This is a genomic window from Streptomyces bullii, from assembly GCF_042657145.1.
In the GTDB taxonomy this organism is placed as follows: Bacteria; Actinomycetota; Actinomycetes; order Streptomycetales; family Streptomycetaceae; genus Streptomyces; species Streptomyces bullii.
This window is the reverse complement of the sequence record NZ_JBHSNY010000004.1, coordinates 82,206-106,815: the sequence shown is the minus strand read 5'-3', so window position 1 is coordinate 106,815 and position 24,610 is coordinate 82,206. Positions and strand designations below refer to the sequence as shown.

Annotated in this window: 18 protein-coding genes; 5 read left to right on the top strand and 13 right to left on the bottom strand. The window is 71.3% G+C overall.

What is annotated here, in order from left to right:
- The first annotated feature begins 28 nt into the window (after positions 1 to 28).
- The 3 genes from ACFPZJ_RS11815 to ACFPZJ_RS11805 all read left to right on the top strand — a co-directional run bounded on the left by ACFPZJ_RS11815 (position 29) and on the right by ACFPZJ_RS11805 (position 3,584).
- On the top strand, positions 29 to 970 hold the full coding sequence (locus ACFPZJ_RS11815; protein WP_381020319.1) for a sucrase ferredoxin: 942 nt from the start codon (positions 29 to 31) through the stop codon (positions 968 to 970).
- A gap of 263 nt (positions 971 to 1,233) precedes the next feature.
- Positions 1,234 to 2,907: an ATP-binding protein gene (locus tag ACFPZJ_RS11810; protein ID WP_381020317.1), complete on the top strand. Its 1,674-nt coding sequence runs from the start codon at positions 1,234 to 1,236 to the stop codon at positions 2,905 to 2,907.
- A complete protein-coding gene (locus ACFPZJ_RS11805) occupies positions 2,904 to 3,584 on the top strand; it encodes a response regulator (RefSeq protein ID WP_381020315.1) in 681 nt (226 codons plus the stop codon). Before ACFPZJ_RS11810 ends, ACFPZJ_RS11805 begins: the two co-directional genes overlap by 4 nt.
- Positions 3,585 to 3,781: 197 nt before the next feature.
- On the opposite strand, the gene ACFPZJ_RS11800 is transcribed toward ACFPZJ_RS11805, so the two are convergent.
- The 3 genes from ACFPZJ_RS11800 to ACFPZJ_RS11790 form a co-directional block, all read right to left on the bottom strand.
- The gene (locus ACFPZJ_RS11800; protein WP_381020313.1) at positions 3,782 to 4,840 is read right to left on the bottom strand and encodes an ABC transporter substrate-binding protein; all 1,059 of its coding nucleotides are present in this window, start codon (positions 4,838 to 4,840) and stop codon (positions 3,782 to 3,784) included.
- Between the two features lie 71 nt (positions 4,841 to 4,911).
- A complete protein-coding gene (locus ACFPZJ_RS11795; RefSeq protein ID WP_381020311.1) occupies positions 4,912 to 5,781 on the bottom strand; it encodes an ABC transporter permease in 870 nt (289 codons plus the stop codon).
- Positions 5,771 to 6,586: an ABC transporter ATP-binding protein gene (locus tag ACFPZJ_RS11790; protein ID WP_381020309.1), complete on the bottom strand. Its 816-nt coding sequence runs from the start codon at positions 6,584 to 6,586 to the stop codon at positions 5,771 to 5,773. Before ACFPZJ_RS11790 ends, ACFPZJ_RS11795 begins: the two co-directional genes overlap by 11 nt.
- 163 nt (positions 6,587 to 6,749) lie before the next feature.
- Between ACFPZJ_RS11790 and ACFPZJ_RS11785 the strand changes: the two genes are divergently transcribed.
- Entirely contained in the window at positions 6,750 to 7,442 is a 693-nt protein-coding gene (locus ACFPZJ_RS11785) for a response regulator (protein WP_381020307.1), read from the top strand.
- Between the two features lie 326 nt (positions 7,443 to 7,768).
- Here the strand turns inward: ACFPZJ_RS11785 and ACFPZJ_RS11780 are convergent, their stop codons facing one another.
- The 3 genes from ACFPZJ_RS11780 to ACFPZJ_RS11770 form a co-directional block, all read right to left on the bottom strand.
- On the bottom strand, positions 7,769 to 9,361 hold the full coding sequence (locus ACFPZJ_RS11780) for a solute symporter family protein (protein ID WP_381020305.1): 1,593 nt from the start codon (positions 9,359 to 9,361) through the stop codon (positions 7,769 to 7,771).
- Entirely contained in the window at positions 9,358 to 9,912 is a 555-nt protein-coding gene (locus ACFPZJ_RS11775) for a DUF485 domain-containing protein (protein ID WP_381020303.1), read from the bottom strand. The genes ACFPZJ_RS11780 and ACFPZJ_RS11775 overlap by 4 nt, the downstream gene beginning before the upstream one ends.
- 241 nt (positions 9,913 to 10,153) lie before the next feature.
- Positions 10,154 to 12,277, bottom strand: a complete 2,124-nt coding sequence (locus ACFPZJ_RS11770; protein ID WP_381020302.1) for a DNA gyrase/topoisomerase IV subunit B — start codon at positions 12,275 to 12,277, stop codon at positions 10,154 to 10,156.
- Positions 12,278 to 12,718: 441 nt separating this feature from the next.
- Between ACFPZJ_RS11770 and ACFPZJ_RS11765 the strand changes: the two genes are divergently transcribed.
- Entirely contained in the window at positions 12,719 to 12,949 is a 231-nt protein-coding gene (locus tag ACFPZJ_RS11765) for a DUF7455 domain-containing protein (RefSeq protein ID WP_381020300.1), read from the top strand.
- Between the two features lie 101 nt (positions 12,950 to 13,050).
- Here the strand turns inward: ACFPZJ_RS11765 and ACFPZJ_RS11760 are convergent, their stop codons facing one another.
- The 7 genes from ACFPZJ_RS11760 to ACFPZJ_RS11730 all read right to left on the bottom strand — a co-directional run bounded on the left by ACFPZJ_RS11760 (position 13,051) and on the right by ACFPZJ_RS11730 (position 24,591).
- Positions 13,051 to 13,917, bottom strand: a complete 867-nt coding sequence (locus ACFPZJ_RS11760; protein ID WP_381020299.1) for a S1 family peptidase — start codon at positions 13,915 to 13,917, stop codon at positions 13,051 to 13,053.
- Between the two features lie 132 nt (positions 13,918 to 14,049).
- Entirely contained in the window at positions 14,050 to 15,582 is a 1,533-nt protein-coding gene (locus tag ACFPZJ_RS11755) for an RNA polymerase sigma factor (protein WP_381020297.1), read from the bottom strand.
- Between the two features lie 426 nt (positions 15,583 to 16,008).
- Positions 16,009 to 16,896, bottom strand: coding sequence for a FadR/GntR family transcriptional regulator (locus ACFPZJ_RS11750; RefSeq protein ID WP_381020295.1), 888 nt, complete (start codon positions 16,894 to 16,896; stop codon positions 16,009 to 16,011).
- A 162-nt stretch (positions 16,897 to 17,058) separates the two neighbouring features.
- Entirely contained in the window at positions 17,059 to 19,332 is a 2,274-nt protein-coding gene (locus ACFPZJ_RS11745; RefSeq protein ID WP_381020293.1) for an ABC transporter ATP-binding protein, read from the bottom strand.
- A gap of 186 nt (positions 19,333 to 19,518) precedes the next feature.
- Entirely contained in the window at positions 19,519 to 20,277 is a 759-nt protein-coding gene (locus ACFPZJ_RS11740; protein WP_381020291.1) for an NUDIX hydrolase, read from the bottom strand.
- A gap of 131 nt (positions 20,278 to 20,408) precedes the next feature.
- Positions 20,409 to 22,277 (bottom strand): glycogen debranching N-terminal domain-containing protein, encoded by a 1,869-nt coding sequence (locus tag ACFPZJ_RS11735; protein WP_381020289.1) that lies wholly within the window; start codon positions 22,275 to 22,277, stop codon positions 20,409 to 20,411.
- Between the two features lie 484 nt (positions 22,278 to 22,761).
- The gene (locus tag ACFPZJ_RS11730; protein WP_381020287.1) at positions 22,762 to 24,591 is read right to left on the bottom strand and encodes a DUF4192 domain-containing protein; all 1,830 of its coding nucleotides are present in this window, start codon (positions 24,589 to 24,591) and stop codon (positions 22,762 to 22,764) included.
- Positions 24,592 to 24,610 lie beyond the last annotated feature (19 nt).

Genomic DNA, 24,610 nt, shown 5'->3' with positions numbered 1-24,610 from the left:
CCGTGCAAGTCAGGTTAGGCTCACCTCTGTGAGTACGTGCTCAACCGTCTCCCGAGACCTCGACGAGCCCGTTTCGGGAACCGCGGCCACCGCGAGGACCTGGCTGCTGCTGGAGCAGCCCGGGCCCTGGGGCGCCAAGGCGCTCACGTCGAGCCGCCTGGACCCCGCTCTGGGCCGTGCCCTGGAGGCAGCCGCCAAGGGCACGGGCGTACGCATCGCGCTCATCCGCCGCCCCGGGCGCCACGCGGACTGCCGGATGCCCGCCACACGGCGGGTGTACGCGGCGCACACCGTGCCCGGCGGGGTGTGGCTGCACGGCGCCACGACCGCCGACCCCGGGCAGTTGCTCGACCTCGACTTCGGCGCGCTCGGCAGGGGCGACCACCGCGGCTTCGACGCGGTGCTCGGGGGGCGGCCGCACGAGGGCGGCCACCTCGCCCTCGTCTGCACCAACGGCAAGCGCGACCGCTGCTGCGCCCTCCTCGGCCGGCCCCTCGCGGCCGAGCTCGCCTCCTCCGGGGTCGAGGGCGTCTGGGAGGTCACCCATCTGGGTGGTCATCGCTTCTCCCCGACCGTGCTGGTCCTGCCGTACGGCTACGCGTACGGCCGCGCGGAGGCCCACACCGTCAAGGAGGTCCTGCACGGCGTGCAGGAGGGACGGATCGTCGTGGAGGGCTGCCGCGGCGCTTCCGCCTGGGAGCGCCCCGGGCAGGCGGCCGAGCTGGCCGTGCGCGCGGCCGTGGGCGAGTACGCGGCGGAGGCGCTGCGCATCGTGCGGACGGACGGTGCCGCCCCGCGCTGGGAGGTGACCGTCGCCCATGCCGACGGGCGCCAATGGCGCGTCGTCGTGGCGCAGGGGGCTTCCCTGCCGCCCCGCCCGGAGAGCTGCGGAGTGTCGGTGCTGGGGTCCCCCGCGCGGATGGACGTGGTGGAGGTGCGCGAACGGACGGTGGCGGCGCTGGCGAGCTGACGGCTGCGGGGAGGCGCGGGCACTGCCTGTCCTGCGCATGCGGAGCCGGGCGCCCCCCTTGGCGTCGTCTGCTTCGCGCGGCTCCTGGTCGCGCGTTTCGATCGCCCGCACGCGCGCGTGGCCGTACCAGGCCGCTACGGCCTCGCGCCTGTGACCGTACCGTCCCGCCTGTGGCCACCCCGGCGCCCTGTTCCCCCCGCCCACCAGGAGATCCACGCCACACCCCTACGGCCCGGCGCGCGCACCCACGTACCGTCGTGGGTATGAGCCCCACTCCCTCCGCACGCCGCCTGCGCCTCGGCCTGCCGCGGCGGGTGTTCTCGCAGGTACTGCTGATGCAGGTGGCGATCGCGGCGGGCGTCGCGGTGCTCGCGACCGGGCTGTTCCTCGCGCCGCTCGGCGACCAGCTGGACGACCAGGCGATGCGCCGGGCGCTGGCGATCGCGCAGACCACCGCGGAGCAGCCCCAGATCGCCCGGGACCTGCAGAACACCCCTCCGACGCCGAAGGGGCCGGTGCAGCGGGAGGCGGAGCGGATCCGCAAGGCCACCCACGCCGAGTACGTCGTGGTGATGGACCGGCGAGGAGTGCGCTGGTCGCACACCGACCCGCAGCGGATCGGGGGGCACGTCTCGACCGACCCCGGCCGGGCCCTGGCCGGCAAGGAGGTCATGGAGATCGACAGCGGCACGCTGGGCCGCTCCGCCCGCGGCAAGGTGCCGCTGCGCGACAGCCACGGCGACATCATCGGGGCGGTCTCGGTGGGCATCGCCTACGACAGCGTCCGCGCCCGGCTGCTCCACGCGATCCCGGGGCTGTTCGCGTACGCGGGTGGCGCCCTGGCCGTCGGCGCGCTGGCCGCCTGGCTCATCTCCCGGCGGGTCCAGCGGCAGACCCGCGACCTGGCCTTCTCGGACATCGCGGCGCTGCTCGCGGAGCGCGAGGCGATGCTGCACAGCATCCGGGAGGGGGTCGTCGCCCTGGACCGCACCGGCCGTATCCGCCTTCTCAACGACGAGGCGCAGCGGCTGCTGGACCTCGACGACGGCGTGGTGGGCAGGACCCCCGACGAGGCGCTCGGCGAGGGCCGTACGGCCGACGTGCTGGCCGGGCGGGTGACCGGCACGGATCTGCTCACCGTCCGCGGCCAGCGTGTGCTGGTCGCCAACCGGATGCCCACCGACGACGGCGGCGCCGTCGCGACCCTGCGCGACCGCACCGAACTGGAGCAGCTCGGCCGGGAGCTCGACTCCACGCGCGGCCTGATCGACGCCCTGCGCGCGCAGGACCACGAGCACGCCAACCGTATGCACACGCTGCTGGGCCTGCTCGAACTGGAGATGTACGACGACGCCGTGGAGTTCGTCGGAGAGGTGGTCGGCGACCACCGGGCCACCGCGGAGCAGGTCACCGAGAAGATCCAGGACCCGCTGCTCGCCGCCCTGCTGGTGGGCAAGGCGACTGTCGCGGCCGAGCGCGGTGTCGCGCTGTGGGTCTCGGACCGGACGCGGCTGCCGGACCGGCTGGTCGATCCCAGGGGGCTCGTCACCATCGTCGGGAACCTGGTGGACAACGCGCTCGACGCCGTGGCGGGAACCCTCCACGCGCGCGTGGAGGTGGAATTGCGTGCCGAGGGACGGACCGCGATCCTCACAGTGCGCGACACCGGGCCCGGAATCCCGGTGGAGCACCGGGAGTTGGTCTTCACCGAGGGATGGTCCACGAAGAAGCCGCCGGCCCACCGCGAACGCGGCATCGGTCTCTCCCTGGTGCGCAGGCTCGCCGAGCGGCAGGGCGGCACCGCGACCGTGGGCGAGGCGGACGGCGGCGGCGCGCAGTTCACCGTCGTCCTGCCGGAGGCGCTGGCCGAGCCCGCACCGGCACCGGCCCTGAGCGTGCCGTCAGCCCCGCAGAGCGCCAAGGAGGAGTCGCAATGATCGAGGTCCTGGTCGTGGACGACGACACCAGGGTCGCGCGGGTCAACGCCGCCTACGTCGAGAAGGTGCCGGGCTTCCATGTGGCCGGCGAGGCGCACAGCGCGGCGGAGGCGCTGCGCCAGTTGGAGACACTGCCTCACCTGGACCTCGTCCTCATGGACCACTATCTGCCCGACGAGACGGGGCTGGCGGTCGTCCAGGAGATGCGCCGGCGCGGCCACCAGACCGATGTGATCATGGTGACGGCTGCCCGGGACGTGTCCACCGTGCAGGCGGCGATGCGGCAGGGCGCCCTGCAGTACCTGGTCAAGCCGTTCGCCTTCGCGGGCCTGCGCGCCAAGCTGGAGGCGTACGCGGAGCTGCGCCGCACCCTGGACGGCGGCGGCGAGGCGGAGCAGGCCGAGGTGGACCGCATCTTCGGCGCCCTGTCGGCACCGTCGGAGCCGGACCTGCCCAAGGGGCACTCCCCCACCACGGCGGAACTGGTGCGCCAGTCCCTGATGAACGCCGACGGGCCGCTGTCCGCCCAGGAGATCGCCGAGCGAACCGGCGTGAGCCGCCAGACCGCCCAGCGCTATCTGAAGCTGCTGGAGCGCACCGGGCGGGCGAGGCTGACCCTCAAGTACGGCGACGCGGGCCGCCCGGAACACCGTTACGTGTGGGCGACCCGCGCCTAGGGCACGGCCGGGTGGGGGCGGGGAAGGGACCGTGCCCCTCTCCGGTACGGATCAGACGGCCGTCGGATTCACTCCGGTCCGGCCTGCGGTCGGCTTCGCTCCGTCCGGCCTGCCGTCGGGTTCACTCCCGGCCTGCCGTCTGGGCGACTTCCTTCACCGCCACCGTCGTCGGTGCCTTCCCCCGCCGTCGTCTTCACTCAGCCCGTCGCCTTGTCCACGAACTCGGTCGTGTACGTACCGGCGAGGTCGATCTTGGCGTTCTTGATGTTCGGGTTGAACGCCTTGAGCACCTTCTCGACGGTCTGCGGGCCGCCCGCAGGCATCACGCCGTCCTTGGTGAACATCGGCAGTGTGCTCTTGATCGCCTGGGCGTAGAGCGCCTTGTCGCCCTGGGAGTAGTCGGCGGGCATCTTGGCGGCGATCTGGGAAGCGCTGTGCGTGGACATCCACTTGAGTGTCTTGACGAATGCGTTGACCAGCTTCTGCACCGTGTCCTTGTGGCTGTTCACCCAGTCCGTCTGCATGTACAGACTGGACGAGGGATACAGGCCGCCGAGCGCTTCCCGGGATCCCTGGGGCGTGCGCAGGTCGAGGAGGACCTTGCCGGCCTTCTTGTCCAGGATCGTCGCGACCGTCGGGTCGGTCGTCATGCCGCCGTCGATGGAGCCCTTCTGGAGCGCGGAGATGAAGGTCGGCCCGGCGCCGACGGCGACCGGCGTGAACTCGCTGACCGACACGCCGTTCTTGACGGCGAGGTACTTGGTGAGGAAGTCGGTCGAGGAGCCGAGGCCGGTGATGCCGAGCTTTTTGCCCTTGAAGTCCTTGGGCGAGGTGATGTGACCCGCCGCCTTGTCCGAGACGATCTCGACCTCGCCGGGCGCCTGCGAGAACTGCACGACGGACTCGACGTGCTTGCCCTTGGTCTGGAGGTCGAGGGTGTGGTCGTAGAAACCGACGGCTCCCTGGACCTGTCCGGAGACGAGCGCGGTCTCGGCCTGGACGCCGGCGGGCTCGCTCAGCAGCTGAACGTCGAGTCCCTCGGCGTCGAAGTAGCCGAGCCGCTGGGTGAGCATCGCGGGCAGGTAGATGACCTTGTCAAGGCCACCCACCATGATCTTGACCTTCTCGCCCTTGCCGTCGCCCTGACTGCCGGAGTCGGCCGTCGTACCGGCTGCGTCGTTGGCGCAGGCGGTGAGCGAGGAGAGGGCGAGGAGGCCGGCGGCGGCCAGGGCGGCGTAGCGGGCGGTCTTGGGCATGGCGGTTCACGTCCTTGTGCGAGGCGGTGCGAGGCGGTACGGGGACAAGAAGGGGGTTCCGCAGCGGGGGTTCAGCCGTCCGAACCGGAGGCCGGCTTCCAGCGGAAGATGCGGCGTTCGGCGAAGGTGAGCAGCCCCTCGGCGAGGAGCGCGACGACGGCGAGGATGACCATCGCCGCGTACACACCGGCCGCGTTGAACGTGCCCTGGGACTGCGCGACGAGCAGGCCGATGCCTTTGGTGGCGCCGATGTACTCGCCGACGATGGCACCGATGAGGGCGAAGCCGAAGCTGACGTGGAGGCTGGTGAAGATCCACGAGGTGGCGGAGGGGACGACCACCTGCAGGGTCACCCGGCGGTCGCTCGCGCCCAGGATCCGGGCGTTGGCGACCAGGTTGCGGTCCACTTCGCGGGCGCCCTGGAAGGCGTTGAAGAACACCGGGAAGAAGACCAGAACGACGGCGGAGGCGACCTTGGAGGCGGGGCCCAGCCCGAACCAGATGACGAAGATCGGTGCGAGGACGATCCTGGGAATCGAGTTGAGCACCTTGATGTATGGACCAAGGACATCGGCGAGCAAGGTGATCCGCCCGAGCGCGATGCCGAGGACGACACCGCTGATCACGCCGAGGATCCACCCGAGGAGCGCCTCGTACAGCGTGTACCAGATCTGCTCCCCCAGGGAGCCGAGCGCGGTCCCGTGCGTGACCCAGGTGTAGATCTGGTCCCAAATCTTCGACGGCATCGAGAAGTTGAACGGATCGATGACCGCGGCCCGGGAGAGCACCTCCCACAGGCCGAGGACGGCGACCAGGAGCAGTACCCGGACGATCGTGATGACGATCCTGCGCCTGCGGGCGGCTCGGGCGCGCGTGTGCGCGCGGTCCGGGGTCTTGACGGGGTGGTCGGCGACCGGCGTGCTGAGGACGTCAGGCGACATGGGCGGCACCCCTCTCGCGGGTGATGCGCACCTCTTCGCCCAGGCACTCCCAGATCTCGCGGTAGATCTCGAGGAACCGTGGTTCCAGGCGCACCGCCTCGACCTTGCGCGGCCGCGGCAGGTCGATGTCGAAGACCTGTTTGACGGTGGCGGGCCCGGCCGTCATCACGACGACCTTGTCGGCCAGCGCGATGGACTCCTCCAGGTCGTGGGTGACGAAGACGACGGAAGAGTGTGTGCCCTCCCACAGCTCCAGCAGTTCGTCGGACATCAGCGCCCGGGTCTGCACGTCCAGCGCCGAGAACGGCTCGTCCATCAGCAGGATCCCGGGGTCGTTGACGAAGGTCGCGGCGAGGGCGACGCGTTTGCGCTGGCCGCCGGAGAGCTGGTGCGGATAGCGGTCCTCGAACGCGGACAGCCCGACCCGGGCCAGCCACTCGCGTGCCTTCCGCTTCGCCTCCGCCTTGGGCAGGCCGCGGAAGCGCGGGCCCGCCATGACGTTGGAGAGCACCGTACGCCACGGGAAGGTGGCGTCCTGCTGGAAGACGAAACCGACCTTGTCGCCGACGCCGCGTACCGGCTGCCCGGCGACGCGCACCTCGCCCTCGGTGGGTTCCTCCAGGCCGCTGACCAGGGTCAGCGTGGTCGACTTACCGCAGCCGGTGGGGCCGACGACGGCCACGAACTCCCCACGGGCGACCGTGAGATCCAGGTCGCGGACGGCCGTGTGCAAACCGCCCGACGGTGTCCTGAACGTCTTGCTCGCGCCCCGCAGTTCGATGGCGGGGCTGGTGTCAGCGCTCATGGCCGGGGACGGTAGAGGTGGTCCGGGCCACACCATCAGTCTTGTGAGCACATACCGTTCTTTTGCTCGCAAGAGCCTGTTGTGCTCGTTCTGCTCGCGTTACAACAACGGAGCCGAAACACGGGCTCCAGCGCCCGCGTGGCCTTGAACGGAGAGAGGCCCGATGATTGACGTCCTCGTCGTGGACGACGACTTCCGTGTTGCCGAGATCAACGCCAGGTACGTGGCAAAGGTCCCCGGTTTCCGGGTGGCCGCCCGCGCGCACAGCGCCGCCCAGGCGCTGGTCGCCGTACAGCGCGGCGGCATCGATCTGGTGCTGCTGGACCACTACCTGCCCGACTGGACGGGCCTCGCACTCGTCCAGCGCATGCGGGACCAGGGCCACGGCACCGACGTCATCATGATCACCGCGGCCGGGGACGTGGCCACCGTCCAGACCGCGATGCGGCTCGGCGCGTTGCACTACCTGGTCAAACCGTTCACCTTCGCCGCACTGCACGCCCGCCTCGACTCCTACGCCGCACTGCGCCGCACCGTCGAACGCGTCGGGGGCGGACGGGGCATGGCCGGCCAGGAGCAGGTCGACCGGATTTTCAGCGCCCTGCGCACCACCGCGCCCTCGCCACCGGGGCTGCCGAGCGGGCACTCGGAGCCGACCACGGAACTGATTTGCCGCGTCCTGCACCACGCGGACCACCCGCTCTCCGCGCACGAGGTCGCCGCCGAGACGGGCCTGAGCCGCTCCACGGCCCAGCGCTACCTCCGCCACCTGGAACAGGCCGGCCGCCTCCGCCTCACCCTCAGATACGGCGACACGGGCCGACCGGAACACCGGTACGCCTGGGTGACGCCGTAGCCGGGCGACTGCGAGCGCGGCAGCCGTACGGGAAGCCCCGCCGCACCTGCGGCGAGAACGGCAGCCGTACGAGGACGATCCCCGCGCCCGTCACCTCCAGCGCCGCGGCAGCCCGGAGAGGATCCGGCCCACGTCGTACGCCCACCCGCCGGCCTTCCGGTACGGCGACACAGACCGACCGGAACACTGGTGGCGCGGAGCCCCTCAGCCGGGCGACCGCGCGAACGGCAGCCGTACGGGAGCACGATCCCCGCGCCCGTCACCTCCACACGGCGGCAGCCCCGCCAGGACGCGGCCCGCGTCGCACCTCCACAAGGGGGCGCGTGTCACACGGACCCGGCGCCCGTCAGCGACCGCACCTCCGTCTCCGCGTGTTTGGCCTCGTCCGGGGCCTCCGCCGAGGTGACCGTTCCGAGCCAGCCCGCGAGGAAGCCGAGCGGGATGGAGACCAGGCCGGGGTTCTGCAACGGGAAGTACTGGAAGTCGGCGCCCGGGAACAGCGATTCGGGGCTGCCCGAGACCACCGGGGACAGCAGCACCAGCACCACGGCCGGGATCAGGCCGCCGTAGACGGCCCACACGGCGCCACGCGTGGTGAAGCCGCGCCAGAACAGCGAGTACAGCAGCACCGGCAGATTGGCGGAGGCGGCGACGGCGAAGGCCAGGCCCACGAGGAAGGCGACGTTGAGGTCACGGGCCAGCAGACCGAGGGCGATCGCGACCATGCCGATCCCCACCGCGGCGACGCGGGCCACGGCCACCTCGCTGCGCACCCTGCCGCGCCGGCGTCGCAGGGACGCGTACAGGTCGTGGGCGACGGACGCCGAGGAGGCGAGGGTGATGCCGGCGACGACGGCGAGGATCGTGGCGAAGGCGACGGCGGCGACGACCGCGAAGAGAACCGTTCCGCCAGTGGAGTCCGCGCCGCCGCCCAGATCGAGTGCCAGCAGCGGAACCGCCGTGTTCCCGGCCGCGTTAGACCCGCGTACGGCGTCCGGTCCCACGAGGGCCGCGGCGCCGAAGCCGAGGACGATCGTCATCAGGTAGAAGCCGCCGATGAGCCCGATCGACCAGACGACCGAACGCCGTGCGGCCCGCGCGGTGGGCACGGTGTAGAAGCGGGACAGGATGTGCGGCAGCCCTGCCGTGCCCAGCACGAGGGCGAGTCCGAGGCTGATGAAGTCGAACCGTGCGGTCCAGTCCCCGCCGTACTTCAGTCCCGGCGCGAGGAAGGCCTCTCCATGACCGCTGCGCTCGGCCGCGGCGAGCAGCAGCCGGTCGATGTCACCGTGGAACCGCACCAGGACGAGCGCCGTCAGCGCGATCGTGCCACCCAGCAGCAGGACCGCCTTGACGATCTGGATCCACGTGGTGGCCCGCATCCCTCCCAACGACACATAGATCACCATGAGCGCGCCGACGCCGATGACGGTCCAGGCCTGCGCCGCTTCACTCGTGCCCCCGAGCAGCAGCGCGACCAGGCTGCCCGCACCCACCATCTGCGCCACCAGATAGAGAACGGACACCGTGACCGAGGAAGTTCCCGCCGCGATCCGCACCGGCCGCTCCCTCATCCGCGCCGCCACCACGTCGGCCAGCGTGAAACGACCGCAGTTGCGCACCAGTTCGGCGACGAGGAACAGGACGACGAGCCAGGCCACGAGGAAGCCCACCGAGTACAGCATCCCGTCGTAGCCGTAGAGGGCGATGAGCCCCGAGATACCGAGGAAGGACGCGGCCGACATGTAGTCGCCCGCGATGGCAAAACCGTTCTCCATGGGGGAGAAGAGCCGGCCGCCCGCGTAGAACTCCTCCGCCGAGCCCTGCCGCCTCCGGCTCACCCATGTGGTGATGGCCAGTGTGACCGCCACGAACGCGCTGAACAGCAGCAGCGCCAGCGTCTGATGATCTCCCGTCACGGCGTACCACCTCTCACCCCGCGCGTCATCTCCTGGGTGTCCCATCGCAGTTCCAGCGCTGCGCGGTCCCGGCGCAGCCGCGCGTGCCGGGCGTAGGCCCAGGTCAGCAGGAACGTGGTCAGGAACTGTCCGAGCCCGGCGAGCATCGCCACGTTCACCGCTCCCGCCACGGGCCGCGCCATCAGCCCGGGTACGGCGGTGGCCGTCACGACGTACGCCACGTACCAGGCGAAGAAGACGGTGACGGCCGGGACCACGAACCTCCGGTACCGGCTGCGCACCTCCCGGAACGCCGCACTGCGCTGCACCTCGAGATACACGTCGGCCGCTGCCGGGGCCCCGTCGCGCGTGCGTGCGGTCGGCACCGCCGGAGCCGGCGTCCCTATGCCGGCCGATTCACCCCAGCCTGCGGCCAGGACGTCGTACCAAGGGTCGTCGTACCGTGCCGTTCCGGGCACCTCTGCGATGGCCGGGTGATGACCCGCGGGGTGCCCGACCGAACTCTCGTGACCGCCCCCGCCTCGGCGGGGACGACCGTCGCTTGGCTCCATGCCCAAGGATGGACAGAACGGGAAGATCCCTGACTCTTCTTCCCCTTTCTCTTCACCCCATCAGGTGACTCAATCCGCTGGTGGGGCGGGCGGTGCCGCGCGCGTCGGCGCCTCGGCAGGGAGCCGAACACGAGCAGCCGTACGGCCCAAACGCCGCCAGTCGCCGCGACCGCCCGCACACCGCCTGTGACCACCCGGCCGAACCATCTGGCTTCGCCACGGCTCGGCCGGCGTGCAGCGCCTACGCGTCGATCCGCGACCGGTCCAGCGTCGCCGCCGAGTTGGAGATGAACTCCTTGCGGGGCGCGACGTCGTTGCCCATCAGCAGATCGAAGACCTGCTCGGCGGACTCGAGGTCGGTGAGGTTGATCCGGCGCAGGGTGCGGCGACGCGGGTCCATGGTCGTCTCGGCCAGCTGGTCGGCGTCCATCTCGCCGAGACCCTTGTAACGCTGGATGGTGTCCTTGTACCGGACGCCCTTGCTCTGGAACTCCATGAGCTTGTCGCGCAGCTCACGGTCCGAGTACGTGTAGACGTACTTGTCCTGGCCCTTCTTCGGCTGGATCAGCTCGATGCGGTGCAGCGGCGGCACCGCGGCGAAGACCCGGCCCGCCTCGACCATGGGCCGCATGTAACGGTGGAAGAGCGTCAGCAGCAGCGTCCGGATGTGAGAGCCGTCCACGTCGGCGTCGGTCATCATGATGATCTTGCCGTAGCGCGCCGCGTCGATGTCGAAGGTACGGCCCGACCCGGCCCCTATGACCTGGATGATCGCACCACACTCGGCGTTCTTCAGCATGTCCGTCACGGACGACTTCTGTACGTTGAGGATCTTGCCGCGGATGGGCAGCAGCGCCTGGAACTCGGAGTTCCGGGCGAGCTTCGCCGTGCCGAGCGCGGAGTCGCCCTCGACGATGAACAATTCACTGCGGTCGACGTCGTCGCTGCGGCAGTCGGCGAGCTTGGCCGGCAGCGAGGAGGTCTCCAGAGCCGTCTTGCGGCGCTGGGCATCCTTGTGCTGGCGGGCCGCGATGCGCGTACGGGCGGCGGCGACGGCCTTCTCCATGACGACGCGGGCCTGCTGGGCTGCGTCCCGCTTGGTGGAGGTCAGGAACGCCTTGAGTTCCTTGGTGACCACGCTGTTCACGATGCGGCGGGCCGCCGAGGTGCCGAGCACCTCCTTGGTCTGGCCCTCGAACTGCGGCTCCGCGAGGCGGACCGTGACGACCGCCGTGAGGCCCTCCAGGGCGTCGTCCTTGACGATGTCGTCCTCGGCGACGCGCAGCAGCTTCTTGGCGCGCAGCACCTCGTTCATCGTCTTGGTGACGGCCTGCTCGAAGCCGGCCACGTGGGTGCCGCCCTTGGGAGTGGCGATGATGTTGACGAACGACTTGACCGTCGTGTCGTAACCGGTGCCCCAGCGCAGCGCCACGTCGACAGCGAGCTCGCGCGTGACCTCGGTCGGGGTCATCTGGCCCCGGTCGTCCAGGACGGGCACCGTCTCCTTGAAGGTGCCCTGCCCGGTGAAGCGGAGGACATCGCAGACCGGCCTGTCGCTGGCCAGGAACTCGCAGAACTCGCTGATCCCGCCGTCGAAGCGGAACGACTCCTCGCCCTTGCTGCCGCCCTCACCGAGCCCGTACTCGTCGCGGACGACGATGGTCAGTCCGGGCACCAGGAACGCGGTCTGGCGGGCGCGCTGGTGCAGCGTGTCCAGGGAGAGCTTGGCGTCCTTGAGGAAGATCTGGCGGTCGGCCCAGTACCGCACGCGCGTACCGGTGCGGTTCTTCGGGATCTTCTTGGTCTTGCGCAGCCCGCTCTTGGCCTCGAACTTCGCGTCGGGGCCGTTCCCGGTGAAGGCGCCGGGGACGCCGCGCCGGAAGCTGATCGCGTTGGTGTGCCCGCCGCGGTCCACCTCGACGTCCAGCCGGGCGGACAGGGCGTTCACGACGGAGGCGCCGACGCCGTGCAGACCGCCGGATGCGGCGTAGGAGCCGCCGCCGAACTTGCCGCCGGCGTGCAGCTTGGTCATGACGACCTCGACGCCGGACAGGCCCGTCTTGGGCTCGACGTCGACCGGGATGCCTCGGCCGTTGTCGCGGACCTCGACCGAGCCGTCGTCGTGGAGGATCACGTCGATGTGGTCGCAGTAGCCCCCGAGGGCCTCGTCCACGGAGTTGTCGATGATCTCCCACAGGCAGTGCATCAGACCGCGGCTGTCGGTCGAGCCGATGTACATTCCGGGGCGCTTGCGCACGGCCTCGAGCCCCTCGAGGACGAGCAGGTGCCGCGCGGTGTAGTTGGAACCGTCCCGGTCTGCTCCTGCCAGCAGCGCTGTGGACGGCACGGACGTCTCGGCGGTCACGCGGTTCGCTCCTCGCTGAATTTCAGATGGGGCCCTACTGGGTAAGGGCGCGGCATCGGTCACCGGTGAGAGGGTACCGAGGCCTGGTAGAGCCGTTGTAACGCCACCCTCGTCGAGACCTCAGAGTAGTCCACGATCGTATACGTGTTCGATCCCTCGATGGGGTGAAGTCCACATCACGTTCCCTTCCAGGCATGAACCATTTAGGCTCCGGGCACGTCCTCATGAACAAACCGGCAACCCAGCCGGGAGGACCGACCCTGACCGACAGCGCGAAACCGTAGGACACAGCGACACGCAATACGGCACATTCGCCGCCAACCGGCAGCAGCCAGCCGCCTCGGGAAGATTTTTCGAGGAAAAGCCGCGAGCGGGAACGTTTTGGGGCTGGTTGGATGTTGACCCTGGTACGACAGCTCGTCGAGCTAGAGAAGAGGCGACGTGACTACTGTTCTGACTTCCGCAAGCCCGCTGACGGCCGCTGATCGCTGCGACCGCTGCGGCGCCCAGGCATACCTGCGCGTCGTCCTGCTGAGCGGCGGAGAACTGCTCTTCTGCGCCCACCACGGTCGCAAGTTCGAGCCGGAACTCAAGAAGATCGCCGCTGAGATACAGGACGAGACGGAGCGGCTCACCACCATTCCCGCGACCGCTTCAGAAGATGAGCGCTGACACCTAGCGTCCGACGACGAGCCAGCCCGGCACAGGCCGGTGAAACGGGCGGCTGCCTCTGCTTCCAGAGACAGCCGCCCGTCGTCGTACCCGAAAGCCACTCAGAGTCCGTCGGACGCCCCCTGCGGCCCTCGCACGCCCGTGTCCCAGCCGAGCCTTCGCATGACGTGCGACACACGCGTGTAGACGCCGGGGCTGCCCGCCCTTCCGCAGCCGCTCCCCCAGGACACCAGCCCCACCAGCCGCCCCTGGACGACCAGCGGCCCCCCGCTGTCCCCCTGGCACGCGTCACGGCCGCCCCCGACCTCGCCGGCGCACAGCATGGTCTCGGCGCGGTACGTGCCCTCGTCGCCGCCTGGATACGCCGTTTCACACAGGGCATCGGGCAGTACGCGCACCTGTGCCGCCCGAAGGCTGCTCGCGTAGTCGCCGGAGCCCGTCACGTCCCCCCAGCCGTAGACCGTCGCGGCATTGCCCGACCCGTACGCGGGATCGCCGGCGGCCGCCATCCGGATCACCGAGCCGTCGGGGAGGGGTTCGGCGAGGGTGAGCACCGCGAAGTCGCCGGAGTTGCTGACCGGGTCGTATCCCGGGTTGACCCAGCTGGCACGCACGGGGATCTCCCGGCCCTCGTCCGACAGCAGGTTCGTGCGCCCCGCGATGACCTTGAGGTCGCGCAGTCGTTCCGGCCGGACTCCCAGGGCCTCCTTGTCCAGGCAGTGGGCCGCGGTCAGCACGGTGGTGGGGCCGACAGCCACACCACCGCAGAACTGTCCGGCCCGCGTACCCCCGAACCGGTCACGGCTGGACAGTGCCACCGTCCACGGACTCTGCGACACATCGACCGGGAAACCGCCGACGACAACGCTGTCGGCGGCCGCGGGAGCGGCGGACAGCAACGGTATGGCGGACGCGGCAGCAGCCAGGGCCAACGTCCCGGAGAGGGCCCGGGCAATGCGACGACGCATACGCTCTCCTCACTCTGAGGTGGTCATAGGACACCCAGAGTGATGCAAGCCGCCTCTCCGCGCACCCGCGACACAGGACGAAGGCCCGGCTCCCTCTGGGGAACCGGGCCTTCCGGGTCGTGCGACCGCGACCTAGTCGAGGTAGTCGCGCAGCACCTGGGACCGCGACGGGTGGCGCAGCTTCGACATGGTCTTGGACTCGATCTGGCGGATGCGTTCGCGCGTGACGCCGTACACCTTGCCGATCTCGTCGAGGGTCTTCGGCTGACCGTCGGTGAGACCGAAACGCATCGAGACGACGCCCGCCTCGCGTTCGGACAGGGTGTCGAGCACGGAGTGCAGCTGCTCCTGCAGGAGCGTGAAGCTGACCGCGTCGGCCGGGACGACGGCTTCGGAGTCCTCGATGAGGTCACCGAACTCGCTGTCGCCGTCCTCGCCCAGCGGGGTGTGCAGCGAGATGGGCTCGCGGCCGTACTTCTGGACCTCGATGACCTTCTCCGGGGTCATGTCGAGCTCCTTGGCCAGCTCCTCCGGGGTGGGCTCGCGGCCCAGGTCCTGGAGCATCTGACGCTGTACACGCGCGAGCTTGTTGATGACCTCGACCATGTGCACCGGGATACGGATGGTGCGGGCCTGGTCGGCCATCGCGCGGGTGATCGCCTGGCGGATCCACCAGGTGGCGTACGTGGAGAACTTGTAGCCCTTGGTGTAGTCGAACTTCTCGACCGCACGGATCAGACCGAGGTTGCCCTCCTGGATGAGGTCCAGGAAGAGCATGCCGCGGCCGGTGTAGCGCTTGGCCAGGGAGACCACCAGGCGGAGGTTGGCCTCCAGGAGGTGGTTCTTGGCGCGGCGGCCGTCCTCGGCGATGATCTCCAGCTCGCGCTTGAGCTTGGGGGCCAGCTTGTCGGAGTTCGCCAGCTTGTCCTCGGCGAACAGACCCGCCTCGATGCGCTTGGCGAGCTCGACCTCCTGCTCGGCGTTGAGCAGCGGGACCTTGCCGATCTGCTTGAGGTAGTCCTTGACGGGGTCGGCGGTGGCACCGGCGGCGGCGACCTGCTGGGCGGGCGCGTCGTCCTCGTCCTCGTCGGAGAGCACGAAACCGGCGCTCTCGGCGCTCTCGGGCTCCTCCGCGACCTTGGTGTCCTCGAGCACCTCCTCGTCGATCAGCTCGACGTCGTCCTTCTTGGCGCTGGTCTTCTTGGCGGCCGTCTTCTTGGCGGCGGTCGTCTTCTTCGCCGCCGCCTTCTTGGCGGTCGTCTTCTTTGCTGCGGCCTTCTTCGCGGGTGCCTCTTCCTCGGCGGCCGGCTCGGCGGCAGGCGCCGCCGGCGTGGCCGTGGCGGTGGCCTTCCTGGTGGTCACCGCCTTCGCCGCGACCGTCTTGGTGGCGGTGCGCTTGGCGGGGCTCTTCGCTGCGACGCTCTTACGGGTGCGCTTGGGCTCTGCGGCACTGACCATCAGCGTCACACCCTCTTCCTCGAGGATCTGGTTGAGGCTGCGCAGTACGTTCTTCCACTGAGTGGCCGGAATCTGGTCAGCTTCGAAGGCCCGACGCACGTCATCGCCGGCGATCTGCCCCTCAGCCTTTCCCCGCTCAATGAGCGCCATGACAGAGACGGACTCGGCGATCTCCGGCGGGAGCGTACGGGATGTGCTGGCCGACACGAACAACCTCTCGGAACGTTGGAAAACGGCTTCCGGCCCCGTCCACAGTGGACTGGAGCCGACCGCCGGCTTGGGGATGGGCCGACGGCGCGGGCGGGGACCCGGGAGATGCACAGCGCCGTCACCGGCGTCCGTATTCCCTCCGCGGCTGTCACCTCTTAGGTCATCGCGTTCTCCCCACGAGCGTTACGCCCAATCTGCGTGGCCCGAGTCACACCCCGTAAGCAATCAAAACCTGTCGGACAGGGGCAAAGTAGATCACTTGCGGCCTTGACCGGTCCGCTCAGGCGGATCGGTCCCCTTATCGACCGTCGGACCCCGTGGGATCACGAAGATCCCACGGGGTCCGACGGGAGGCGGTTCACCGGCCGGGCGCTGCCACAGGAGGGGGGTGGCACATCCGGCCGCGCCGCCCGCGGAACGCGGTCAGTGCTCGCGCGGGGCGGGCACCACGCGTTCCACCTCGGGGTGGACCGTGAGCAACTGGCGCATGGCCGTCTCCGCCGCCACACCGTCGCCGGTGGCGAGGGCGTCGACGATCCGGCTGTGCTGCCCCAGCGACGTCTCGTTCGGCCGGTCGCATCCCGTGACCGGGCCACCCGAAACGTGCAGCGCGGCCGACACGATCCCCGAGAGGTGCTCCAGCATGCGGTTGCCCGCGACCTGGATGAGCAGCGAGTGGAACTCCGAGTCGGCGCGGGAGAAGGTGAGCGCGTCACCCTGGCTCATGGCGTGCCCCATGATCTCCACCATGTCGGCCAGGCGCTGCTGGACCTCCTCGCGTCCGTGTCCGGCGGCGAGGCGCGCGGCGAGCGGCTCGATGGTCCAGCGCAGCTCGCTGAGCTCGCGGCGCTGGTTGTCGCGCTGCGGACCGAAGGCCCGCCACTCGATGATGTCCGGATCGAGGAGGTTCCAGTCGCTGACGGGACGCACGCGCGTGCCGACGTTCGGGCGGGCGCTGACCAGCCCCTTGGCCTCCAGGACGCGGAGCGACTCGCGCACGACGGTGCGGGAGACCTCGAAGCGCTGGCCGATCTCCTCGGGCACCAGCGGACGGTCGGCGCCCAGGTCCCCGGAGACGATCATCTGACCCAGCTGCTGGACGAGTTGGCCGTGCAGTCCGCGTCCGCGGCTGCCCGCGGCGCGTCGGCCCACGCGTCCCAGATCGGGATCCCCCCCGTCCCAGGCCGGGGCTCCGACGCGGTCGACGGCGGGCGCCTCGGCGTAGGGGTAGCGGTCGAGTTCGCCCGGGTTCGCGAGGCCGGAGTCGGCGGAGCGGGCGGCGGTCATCATGGTGTGCGCAAGGGTACTCACGCATCCTTTGTCGGCGCCGCTTCCAACTCCCTTGAGGTCTTTGGTGAAAAGCACACGAAAGGGTGATCGCTCACCCCGTCGCAATTGACGCCTTATCGGAAAGAAATGGGCGCGCTCCGGGGAGTTGTGCGCACGGCCGCATCACACGACTGCGGACCGTAGTCAGCGGACCCTGCTCCGCAGCGTGGTGAGCAGATAAGCGCAGAGCAGGGCGGTCAGGGACAACGTCAGCGCACTGCCGACGGGTTGGGCGATCACGCGCAGCGCACCCTCCAGATAGCGCTCTCCCCCGAAGGGCCACCGCGGCAGGAACGTCTCGCGCAGCCGCCCGGGAAGCCCGGCGGCGGTCCGCACGGACGACCCCTCCACGGCCTTGTGTACGAGGGGTACCACGAGGAGGGGGACGGCGGCCACTGCGGCCAGGCCGGCGGTCGTGGACCGGAACACACCCGCGGCCAGTACGCCGGCCCAGGCGCACCCGACCACGAGCGCGATCCAACTCGCGCCGAGCGGCAGCCAGTCGGCGGGAACCTGGGCGAGCTCCCGTCCGTAGACGAGATAGAGCACTTCCGCGTCGCACCCCACGGTGAGGACGGCGAGCAGCACCGCGGCCGCCGAGGCGACGAGAAGTTTGGCGGCCAGCAGCCCGAGCCGGCGGGGCACGGTGCCGCGGTCCGCCGCCAGCGCGGGGTGGCGGAACTCGTCGCCGAAGGCGAGCGCGCCGAGCAGCCCGGCCCCGAGTGCCGCGGGCGGCAGAGGCAGCTCCCGTGGCCACGCGGCGAGCAGGCGCGGCTGCGGGGTGTGACCGATCCGCGCCAGCACCACGGCGGTGACGGCGGACACGAGGAGCACGGCGCCCCCGACGAGGAATCCCGTGCTCACTCCGGTGGCTCGGCGGATTTCGTAGCGGAGCGGACGCAGGGGGCTGGGGGCGGAGCGGACGGAGATGGGGGGTGGGAGAACGGACAGAGCGTGGAGCGCACGCGCTTCGGCCGGACTGATGGCCTGCCCTGGTGACTCCTGGGCAACCGGTGACATGCCCTGGGGGCGGGCACTGGAGCGGGCGGCAGGGGGGTGGGCGTCGGCGGGTGGTTGTGACTCGGGCGGAGGTGATGGTTGATCGGCGACGGGGCGTGGCCGGTGGGTTGCGGGGGGGTGGTCGTCTGCCGGGAGGTTCGGTTCGTTCGCTGCGAGGTTGCGGGTGTCGGCTGCGAACTTGGGAAGGTCTGTCGGGAGCTTGGGGGCGTCTGTCACGGGGTCCGGTTCGTCTGCCGCGCACTCCGGTTCCTCTGCCGCAAGCGTGGGGGCGTCTGCCGCGGGTTCTGGTTCATCTGTCGCGCAGCTAGGGGCGTCTGCCGCGGGTTCCGGTGTGCCTGTGGAAGGCCCGGGGTCGGCGGACCGCGCGTCGGCTGCCGGTTCCGGCTCGATGGCGCGGGGCCGTCCCGCGTCGGTCTGCTGCCGCCTGCCCTTCCCGTTCCCTTCTTCGGTGGGACGCCGTGCCGGGGTCGTGTGAGGCTGGCCGACGGGCACCGCTGCCGCCTCCGCGCCTGAGCCCGCGCCGGGTCCCATGTCACCGATCTCGTCCGCGAGTTGATGCACGACGATGCCGTGGCGGAACGCGGTCTCGCCGACATGGGCGCAGGTGCTGCCGTACACGGAAAGGCGGTTGCCGCCCTCTCGCACGACCTCGACGGAACGCCGCGAGGTGCGGGCCTCCTTGGCAAGGAGGGCGGCGAGACGCGCGGCATGCGGGCTGCGGACGGCCACGCGGGGCCGCAGGCGGGTGCGCGAGAACTCCGCGGCCTCCTGGTCCGCGACGATCCTGCCCTGTTCCAGCGTGACGACGTGGTCCGCCGTGCGGGCGGCTTCCTTAGGGTCGGCCGTGGTGAACAGGACCGTGCCGCCCTGTGCGGCGTGGGCGCGCAGCATGCCGTGCAGCCAGCGGCTCTCGCGCGAGGAGAGACCGTCGGCGGGGTCGTCGAGGACGAGGGTGTGCGGGTCGGCCAGCATCGCGCAGGCCAGGCCGAGGCGGCGGTCCATGCCCCGTGAGAGCGTGCCGAGGCGCTCGTCGCGCAGGCTCACGAGTCCCACCGCTTCGAGTACTTCGTCGGCACGTCTGACTGGGACACCGGCGGCGGCACACAGCATGCCCAGGTGGCCGCGGATCGAGCGGGCCGGGTGGCCGGGCACGTCGCCCAGGAGGACGCCCACTTCGCGCGAAGGGTGGGTGATGCGGTGCAGGGGGCGGCCTCTGAAGTAGGTGATGCCCCGGCCCGGTTGAAGTTCGAGCATGAGTCTGAGCGCCGTCGTCTTCCCCGCGCCCGGCGCTCCGAGCAGCGTGGTGACCCGACCCGCGAGCGCCTCGAAGGAGACGTCGACGACGGCGGGTGGAAGCTCTTTGCGAGGCTTGCTGGTCAGTCCGAAGGCCTGGATCACCCGAAGCAAGATAGCGCGCTATGTCCCATTTTGCGGACACCGCCGGGCTCACTCTGTCGCAGGCAACGGGCCTTGCCGGGCCCCGTCGCGGTCCGCGGTTCGCCTCTCGCCTCTCGCCTCTCGCCTCTCGCCTCTCGCTCGCCAACGGGCCCATCGCGGCTCCGTGACGGATTAGGTGGGCCGGCGTCACACCTCGGGGCGGAGCATCGGGGGGTTGAGCAGGGTGGCGCCCCCGGCGCGGAAGAGCTGGGCCGGGCGGCCGCCCTGGCGCGTGGTCGTCCCGCCCGTCGGGACCAGGAAGCCGGGTGTGCCCGTCACCTTGCGGTGGAAGTTGCGCGGGTCGAGCGCCACGCCCCAGACCGCCTCGTAGACGCGCCGCAGCTCGCCGACGGTGAACTCGGGCGGACAGAAGGCCGTGGCCAGGGACGAGTACTCGATCTTGGAGCGCGCACGTTCCACACCGTCCGCCAGGATCTGGGCGTGGTCGAAAGCCAGTGGCGCCAGCGGCTCGCCGTCGCGGCCGTAACCGCCCTGCTGCAGCAGTTCCTCGACCGGCGCCCACCGAGCGTTGCTGGCGTCGCCGCCCGCCCGGGGCGCGGGAAGATCCGGGGCGAGAGCGAGGTGGGCGACGCTGACGACACGCATCCGCGGGTCCCGCTTGGGGTCGCCGTAGGTGGCGAGCTGCTCCAGGTGCGCCCCGTTGTCCTGCGGAGGGACGGACGGGTCGTGGACACGCAGCCCCGTCTCCTCGGCCAGCTCCCGGGCCGCAGCCTGCGCCAGATCCTCGTCGGCCCGTACGAAGCCGCCGGGCAGGGCCCAGCGCCCCTGGAACGGCGGTTCGCCCCTGCGGACCGCGAGTGCGCACAGCGAGTGGCGGCGCACGGTCAGCACGACAAGGTCCACGGTGACGGCGAAGGGCGGAAAGGCTGACGGGTCGTAGGGCATGCGGCGATCATAGTCGTCTGCCTGACGATAAACACTCCCTTCGGCGGCCGCATCGGTGGTTGATCCACTTCAGTGCGGCAGGGGCCTCACGTGCTGCTCCCGGTCGCCGTACGGTGGCGCTTCATGCCCGGTCACACTCCTAGCTGCAGTCCGTCGGCCGCCTCCTCGACCATGGCGAGGCCGAGGCGGCTGACTCGTACGGAGAAGGGGGCGCCCGCGACTCGCAGGCCCGTGAGGCCGATCTCGCCCAGGGGCGCGCTGTGCACGGGACGCAGGGTGACCTTCCGGGCCGGGGCGTCGGGGCGTATGCCCACGAGCGTGGTCAGCAGCAGGACTCCGGCGGCCGCCGCCGTGGCGGCCGGTCGGCAGGCGGCCGGGTGAGGCAGGGGAGCGCCTCCGTCGGCACGCTGCTCACCCGCGTACATCTCGGGCAGCCGGTGGCCGAAAGTCCCGGCCGCCGCCAGGACGCCCCGCAGCAGCGAACTCGCCTCCTTCTCGTGGCCCGCGGCGGCCAGGCCCGCAACGGCCAGTGCCGTCTCGTGGACCCGAACGGCACCGGCACGGTGGCCGAACGGGTTGTATCCCGGCTCCTTGGCCCCCAGTCCGCGCAGGCCCCACCCCGAGTCCATGGCCGGGTTGCCGAGCAGCCGGGCGAGGTGTTCGGTCTGCACCTTGTCGAGCAGGCCGGGTGCCTGTTGTCCGCCCCCGAGCAGCCCGGTGTCGAGGAGATGGACGACGGCGGCACCCAGGTGCGGCACGGGCCGGCCGTCCGGGGTGCTGGCCGCGGCCGGGCGGCCGCCTCCCCGGTCGTCGATCCAGAACTCCTCCCGGAACGCTGCCCGCAGGGTCTGTGCCCACTGCCGCAGCCCGGTGCCGCCCGGTCTGCCACAGGCGTCGAGCAGTTCGGCGCCGAGGAGCCCGGCGCGGTGCGCGTGGGCCTGTATCTCGCAGCGCACGGGGCCGCCGGAGTGCGGGTCGCGCAGGTAGGTGCCGTCGCCGACGGCGGTCCGCAGCCACGTCAGGCAACGCTCGGCGGCCGGCAGCAGTTCTTCCGTCTCGTGTTCGGGGAGTCCCCAGCGACGGGCCTCCGCGAGGAGCGCGGGGAAGAGCAGCGTGGCCTCCGTCCCCGTGCACTGCGGCGGCAGGTGGGGTCCTGCGTCCCGTCTCGGTCCGGGAATCATGCCGGAGTGCGGTCCTGTGCCGCGGAGTTGGGTGCGGGCGAGAGTGCGCAGGGTGCCTGCCGCCAGGCCGGTGCCGAGGGCCAGTGTCGACCGGGCGGCGGCCAGGGCGTCTGCGGGGGCGAGGCCACAGCGCCAGGGTGCTCCGGCGGCGAGGTGGATGTCGGCGGGGTCGGCGGGGTCGCGCAGCAGGAGGGCCTGGAGGTCGTCGATGCTGGTCCGCAGAAGAGCGGGAACTCCGGGGTCGTCGCCGGCCGCCCGTGCTGGGGCGAGTGGACTGGTCGCCGCACGGCCCACGGCGCGGAGGGGCCCTGCGCCGTGCGGCCGCACCCGGAGCTCCAGGCTCGTACTGCCGCCCGGAGGCAGGTCGAACTCCCAGCGGAGCAGTCCCGCCGAGGCCAGCGCGTCGGCGGGCGGCGGTTCGGCGGTCACCGACACCTCCCTGTTGGCGCGGGACCAGCGCAGGCCGGAGGCGTGGACTGTGGCGGCCAGTTCGGGTCCCGCGTTGCCGGACGCGATCGCCCTGAGGTCGGCCAGATCCGTGCCGAGGGCGACTTCGACCGGCAGGCGCAGGGGGCGGGAGGCCGCACTGCGCAGCGTGATCCGCTCGGTGCCGTCCGCGTGACGGTTCCGTTCGACGACCACCTCCGGGTCCGGGTGCGGCTGCGGGGAGGTGCGGAGCGTCCCCACGAAGCAGGCCCGGTCGGCGGCGGCCATCCGGGCCTGCACAGCGAGTGGTTCCCGTCCGGCCACGCGCACCTCGCAGCGGGAGAGAAGCCGTCGGCCGGCGCGGTAGAACCCGTCCAGTCCACGTCCGGTCATCTGCCCCTGGTGCGTGGAGATGGCCAAGCTCGGGAGAGCGACGCAGATCATGGCGGTGTGGACGGGCGGTAGGTCGGCGGATCGTGGGGGTGGCAGGGACGGGGCACCACTGGGAGGGGTAGGGGCTGGGCGCCGCGTCTGACTCGTGGGTGGCGTAAAAGAGCGGCCGTGCGCCCCCGACCGGGGTTGTGAGAGGTCCGGTAGGAGCGGCGGCATGGGCAGGCCCAAGGCAGGGCGCCCGGTGGTGGAGGGCGGAGTCGGCTGATGCATGAGAGGGCTTCCTCTGCGCTCTGTGCGCCTCGGGCGGGGTCGGTGCCGATGGCGGGGGCTCCGTCGAGGCAGGGGCTGTGCGGCGTGACGGCTCGTGCAGGCGTTCCGCCACTCAGGTGAACGGCTTGGGCGTCCTACGGGTCACGGGCGGAGCCGGGTGGCCCCGGCCGGGGGTGCGTGGCGGTCCGGAACGGCTGGTCCGTCGTTCAGCGATTCACTCCCCCTCTCCGCCGCGAGCACCGGGCTGGATACCTCCTTCGCAGGCATGGCGTCGGCGCGGGGCTCCTTTGCCCGAGGCCGACGGCCGCGCGCCGGCCGCCCGGCCACTGCCGGGATGCGTCCGGTCCGCCGCTTCGGCGGCGGGGTGCTTGCCGCCCGTCCCGCTGCCGGGATGTGTACCGCCCGCCGGTCCCCTGGCAGGGCGCGTCCTGGCCGCAGGCGTACGGGGGCGGGGAACGCGCGAGGCCGCCTCGCCTGCGGCGGCACGCGCGCGTCGAGGAGCGGCGCCGACCGGACCGGTGGGACGTGTGCGGCGTCGACCGCGCATGGGCGCCGCCGCCTCCCGGGCGGACTCGGCCGCCTCGCCCTCTGCCGGCTGCTCGGCCTGCGCAGTGTCCACCGGCTCCTTGAGGTCGCTCGGCCTCTCCCTGTCGTCCGGCTCCTCGGCGTCACCCGGCTCGGCGACTCCAGAGCCCTCGATCTCTCCATGCCCCTGGCGTTCCACGGGCCGCCCGGTGGCTCCCGGTACCTGGGCGTCTCCCAGCCAGTCGGCGTCCGTCCGGGCAGCCGACGCCCCAGTCCCCGTACGCGCCCGGGTGCCCCGTTCCGAACGCAGGCAGCGGCGAATGGACTCCGGGTCGAGCCCCTCGTTGCAGGCCTGGTGCAGAAGACGCGCGAAGAGGTATTCGGGGTCCGCGCCGAGGGCCATGGCAAGAGCCTCGCGGGCCTCCAGTTCGTCGCCGGTGGACCAGGCGACCCATCCGGCGAGGGTGAGGAGCGCCGCGGCGTGCTCGCCGTACGGCCCGACACAGCGGCGGGCCAGCGTCCGCCACAGACGCAGAGCGGGGCCGGCCTCCTCGCCCTCCATCCACTCGGCCGCCCGGTCGCGGGTCGTGCGGTCCTGGAGGCCGAGGATCAGGGTCGCGGCTTCTTCGTGGGTCACCAGTTCGTCGTCGCGCAGGTCCGCCATGAGCGTGCCGGACACGGGTGGGGCTTCGGCCAGGCGGGCCACGAGCCGCTCGGCCAGCCGCAGTGTCTCCTCGGCCACTTCCTCGCGGCCGGTGTCGTCGAGGATCCGTGGGAGCAGGGCCATGCTGGCGGTGTCCAGGGCGACCTCCTGCTTCCGGGCCGCGGAGGTCTGCCAGGGAAGCAGCCGGGCCCGCAGCTCACGCAGCGTGCCGCGCACCTGGATTCCCGCGTAGGTGGCGGCTGCGGCCAGCACCGAGGTACCGGGCAGGCCCATCGCGGCCCCGTCGGCCGGACAGCACGCCTCGTTCACACAGCAGTAGGACCAGTAACGGCCGTCCGAGATGCACAGGGCCTCGACCACCGGCACGTCCAGGGCACCGCACTCGACGCGCAGCCTCTGGGCCAGGGGACTCAGCCGTTCCTTGACCTGCCGGCCCGACTCCCCCTGCTCTGGTTCCTGGCAGAGGAAGGCGACGATCTGCTCGGGTTTGGCTCCTCGGCGCTCGCTGCCCGTCACCAGGCCGTGGGCCAGTTGCCGGGCGGCCGACGGCCAGTCGTCCGGGTTGCCCGGAATACCGAGCCGGGCCCGGCCGCCGAACCGCCCGCGGCCGTCCCTGTCGTGAAGGGCGACCAGCACGATGCTCTCCTCGGGGCGGTACCCGAGCAGATATGGCAGGGCGTCGGCCAGTTCCGCCGGGGTGCGCAGGGTGATTTGGTGCTCGCTGCCGTGCCGGTCGTAGGCGGTGCCGGCGATGTCCCGCGCACGCCTGTCGCGGCTGTCGCGTCCGCTGGTCGCCTCACCTCCGCCGATGTCGCCGTATTCCGGGGATCCAGTCGTTTCGCTGTGGTTCGTCATGCGAAGACGATCTCGCGGA

Excerpts from the sequence above, each read along its gene's own strand:
- ACFPZJ_RS11735 (WP_381020289.1), bottom strand. The coding sequence starts at position 22,277 with ATGACCGGACGTGGACTGGACGGGTTCTACCGCGCCGGCCGACGGCTT.
- ACFPZJ_RS11775 (WP_381020303.1), bottom strand. The coding sequence starts at position 9,912 with ATGGAGCCAAGCGACGGTCGTCCCCGCCGAGGCGGGGGCGGTCACGAG.
- ACFPZJ_RS11795 (WP_381020311.1), bottom strand. The coding sequence starts at position 5,781 with ATGTCGCCTGACGTCCTCAGCACGCCGGTCGCCGACCACCCCGTCAAG.
- ACFPZJ_RS11730 (WP_381020287.1), bottom strand. The coding sequence starts at position 24,591 with ATGACGAACCACAGCGAAACGACTGGATCCCCGGAATACGGCGACATC.
- ACFPZJ_RS11785 (WP_381020307.1), top strand. The coding sequence starts at position 6,750 with ATGATTGACGTCCTCGTCGTGGACGACGACTTCCGTGTTGCCGAGATC.
- ACFPZJ_RS11800 (WP_381020313.1), bottom strand. The coding sequence starts at position 4,840 with ATGCCCAAGACCGCCCGCTACGCCGCCCTGGCCGCCGCCGGCCTCCTC.
- ACFPZJ_RS11760 (WP_381020299.1), bottom strand. The coding sequence starts at position 13,917 with ATGCGTCGTCGCATTGCCCGGGCCCTCTCCGGGACGTTGGCCCTGGCT.
- ACFPZJ_RS11790 (WP_381020309.1), bottom strand. The coding sequence starts at position 6,586 with ATGAGCGCTGACACCAGCCCCGCCATCGAACTGCGGGGCGCGAGCAAG.
- ACFPZJ_RS11805 (WP_381020315.1), top strand. The coding sequence starts at position 2,904 with ATGATCGAGGTCCTGGTCGTGGACGACGACACCAGGGTCGCGCGGGTC.
- ACFPZJ_RS11740 (WP_381020291.1), bottom strand. The coding sequence starts at position 20,277 with ATGCCCTACGACCCGTCAGCCTTTCCGCCCTTCGCCGTCACCGTGGAC.
- ACFPZJ_RS11810 (WP_381020317.1), top strand. The coding sequence starts at position 1,234 with ATGAGCCCCACTCCCTCCGCACGCCGCCTGCGCCTCGGCCTGCCGCGG.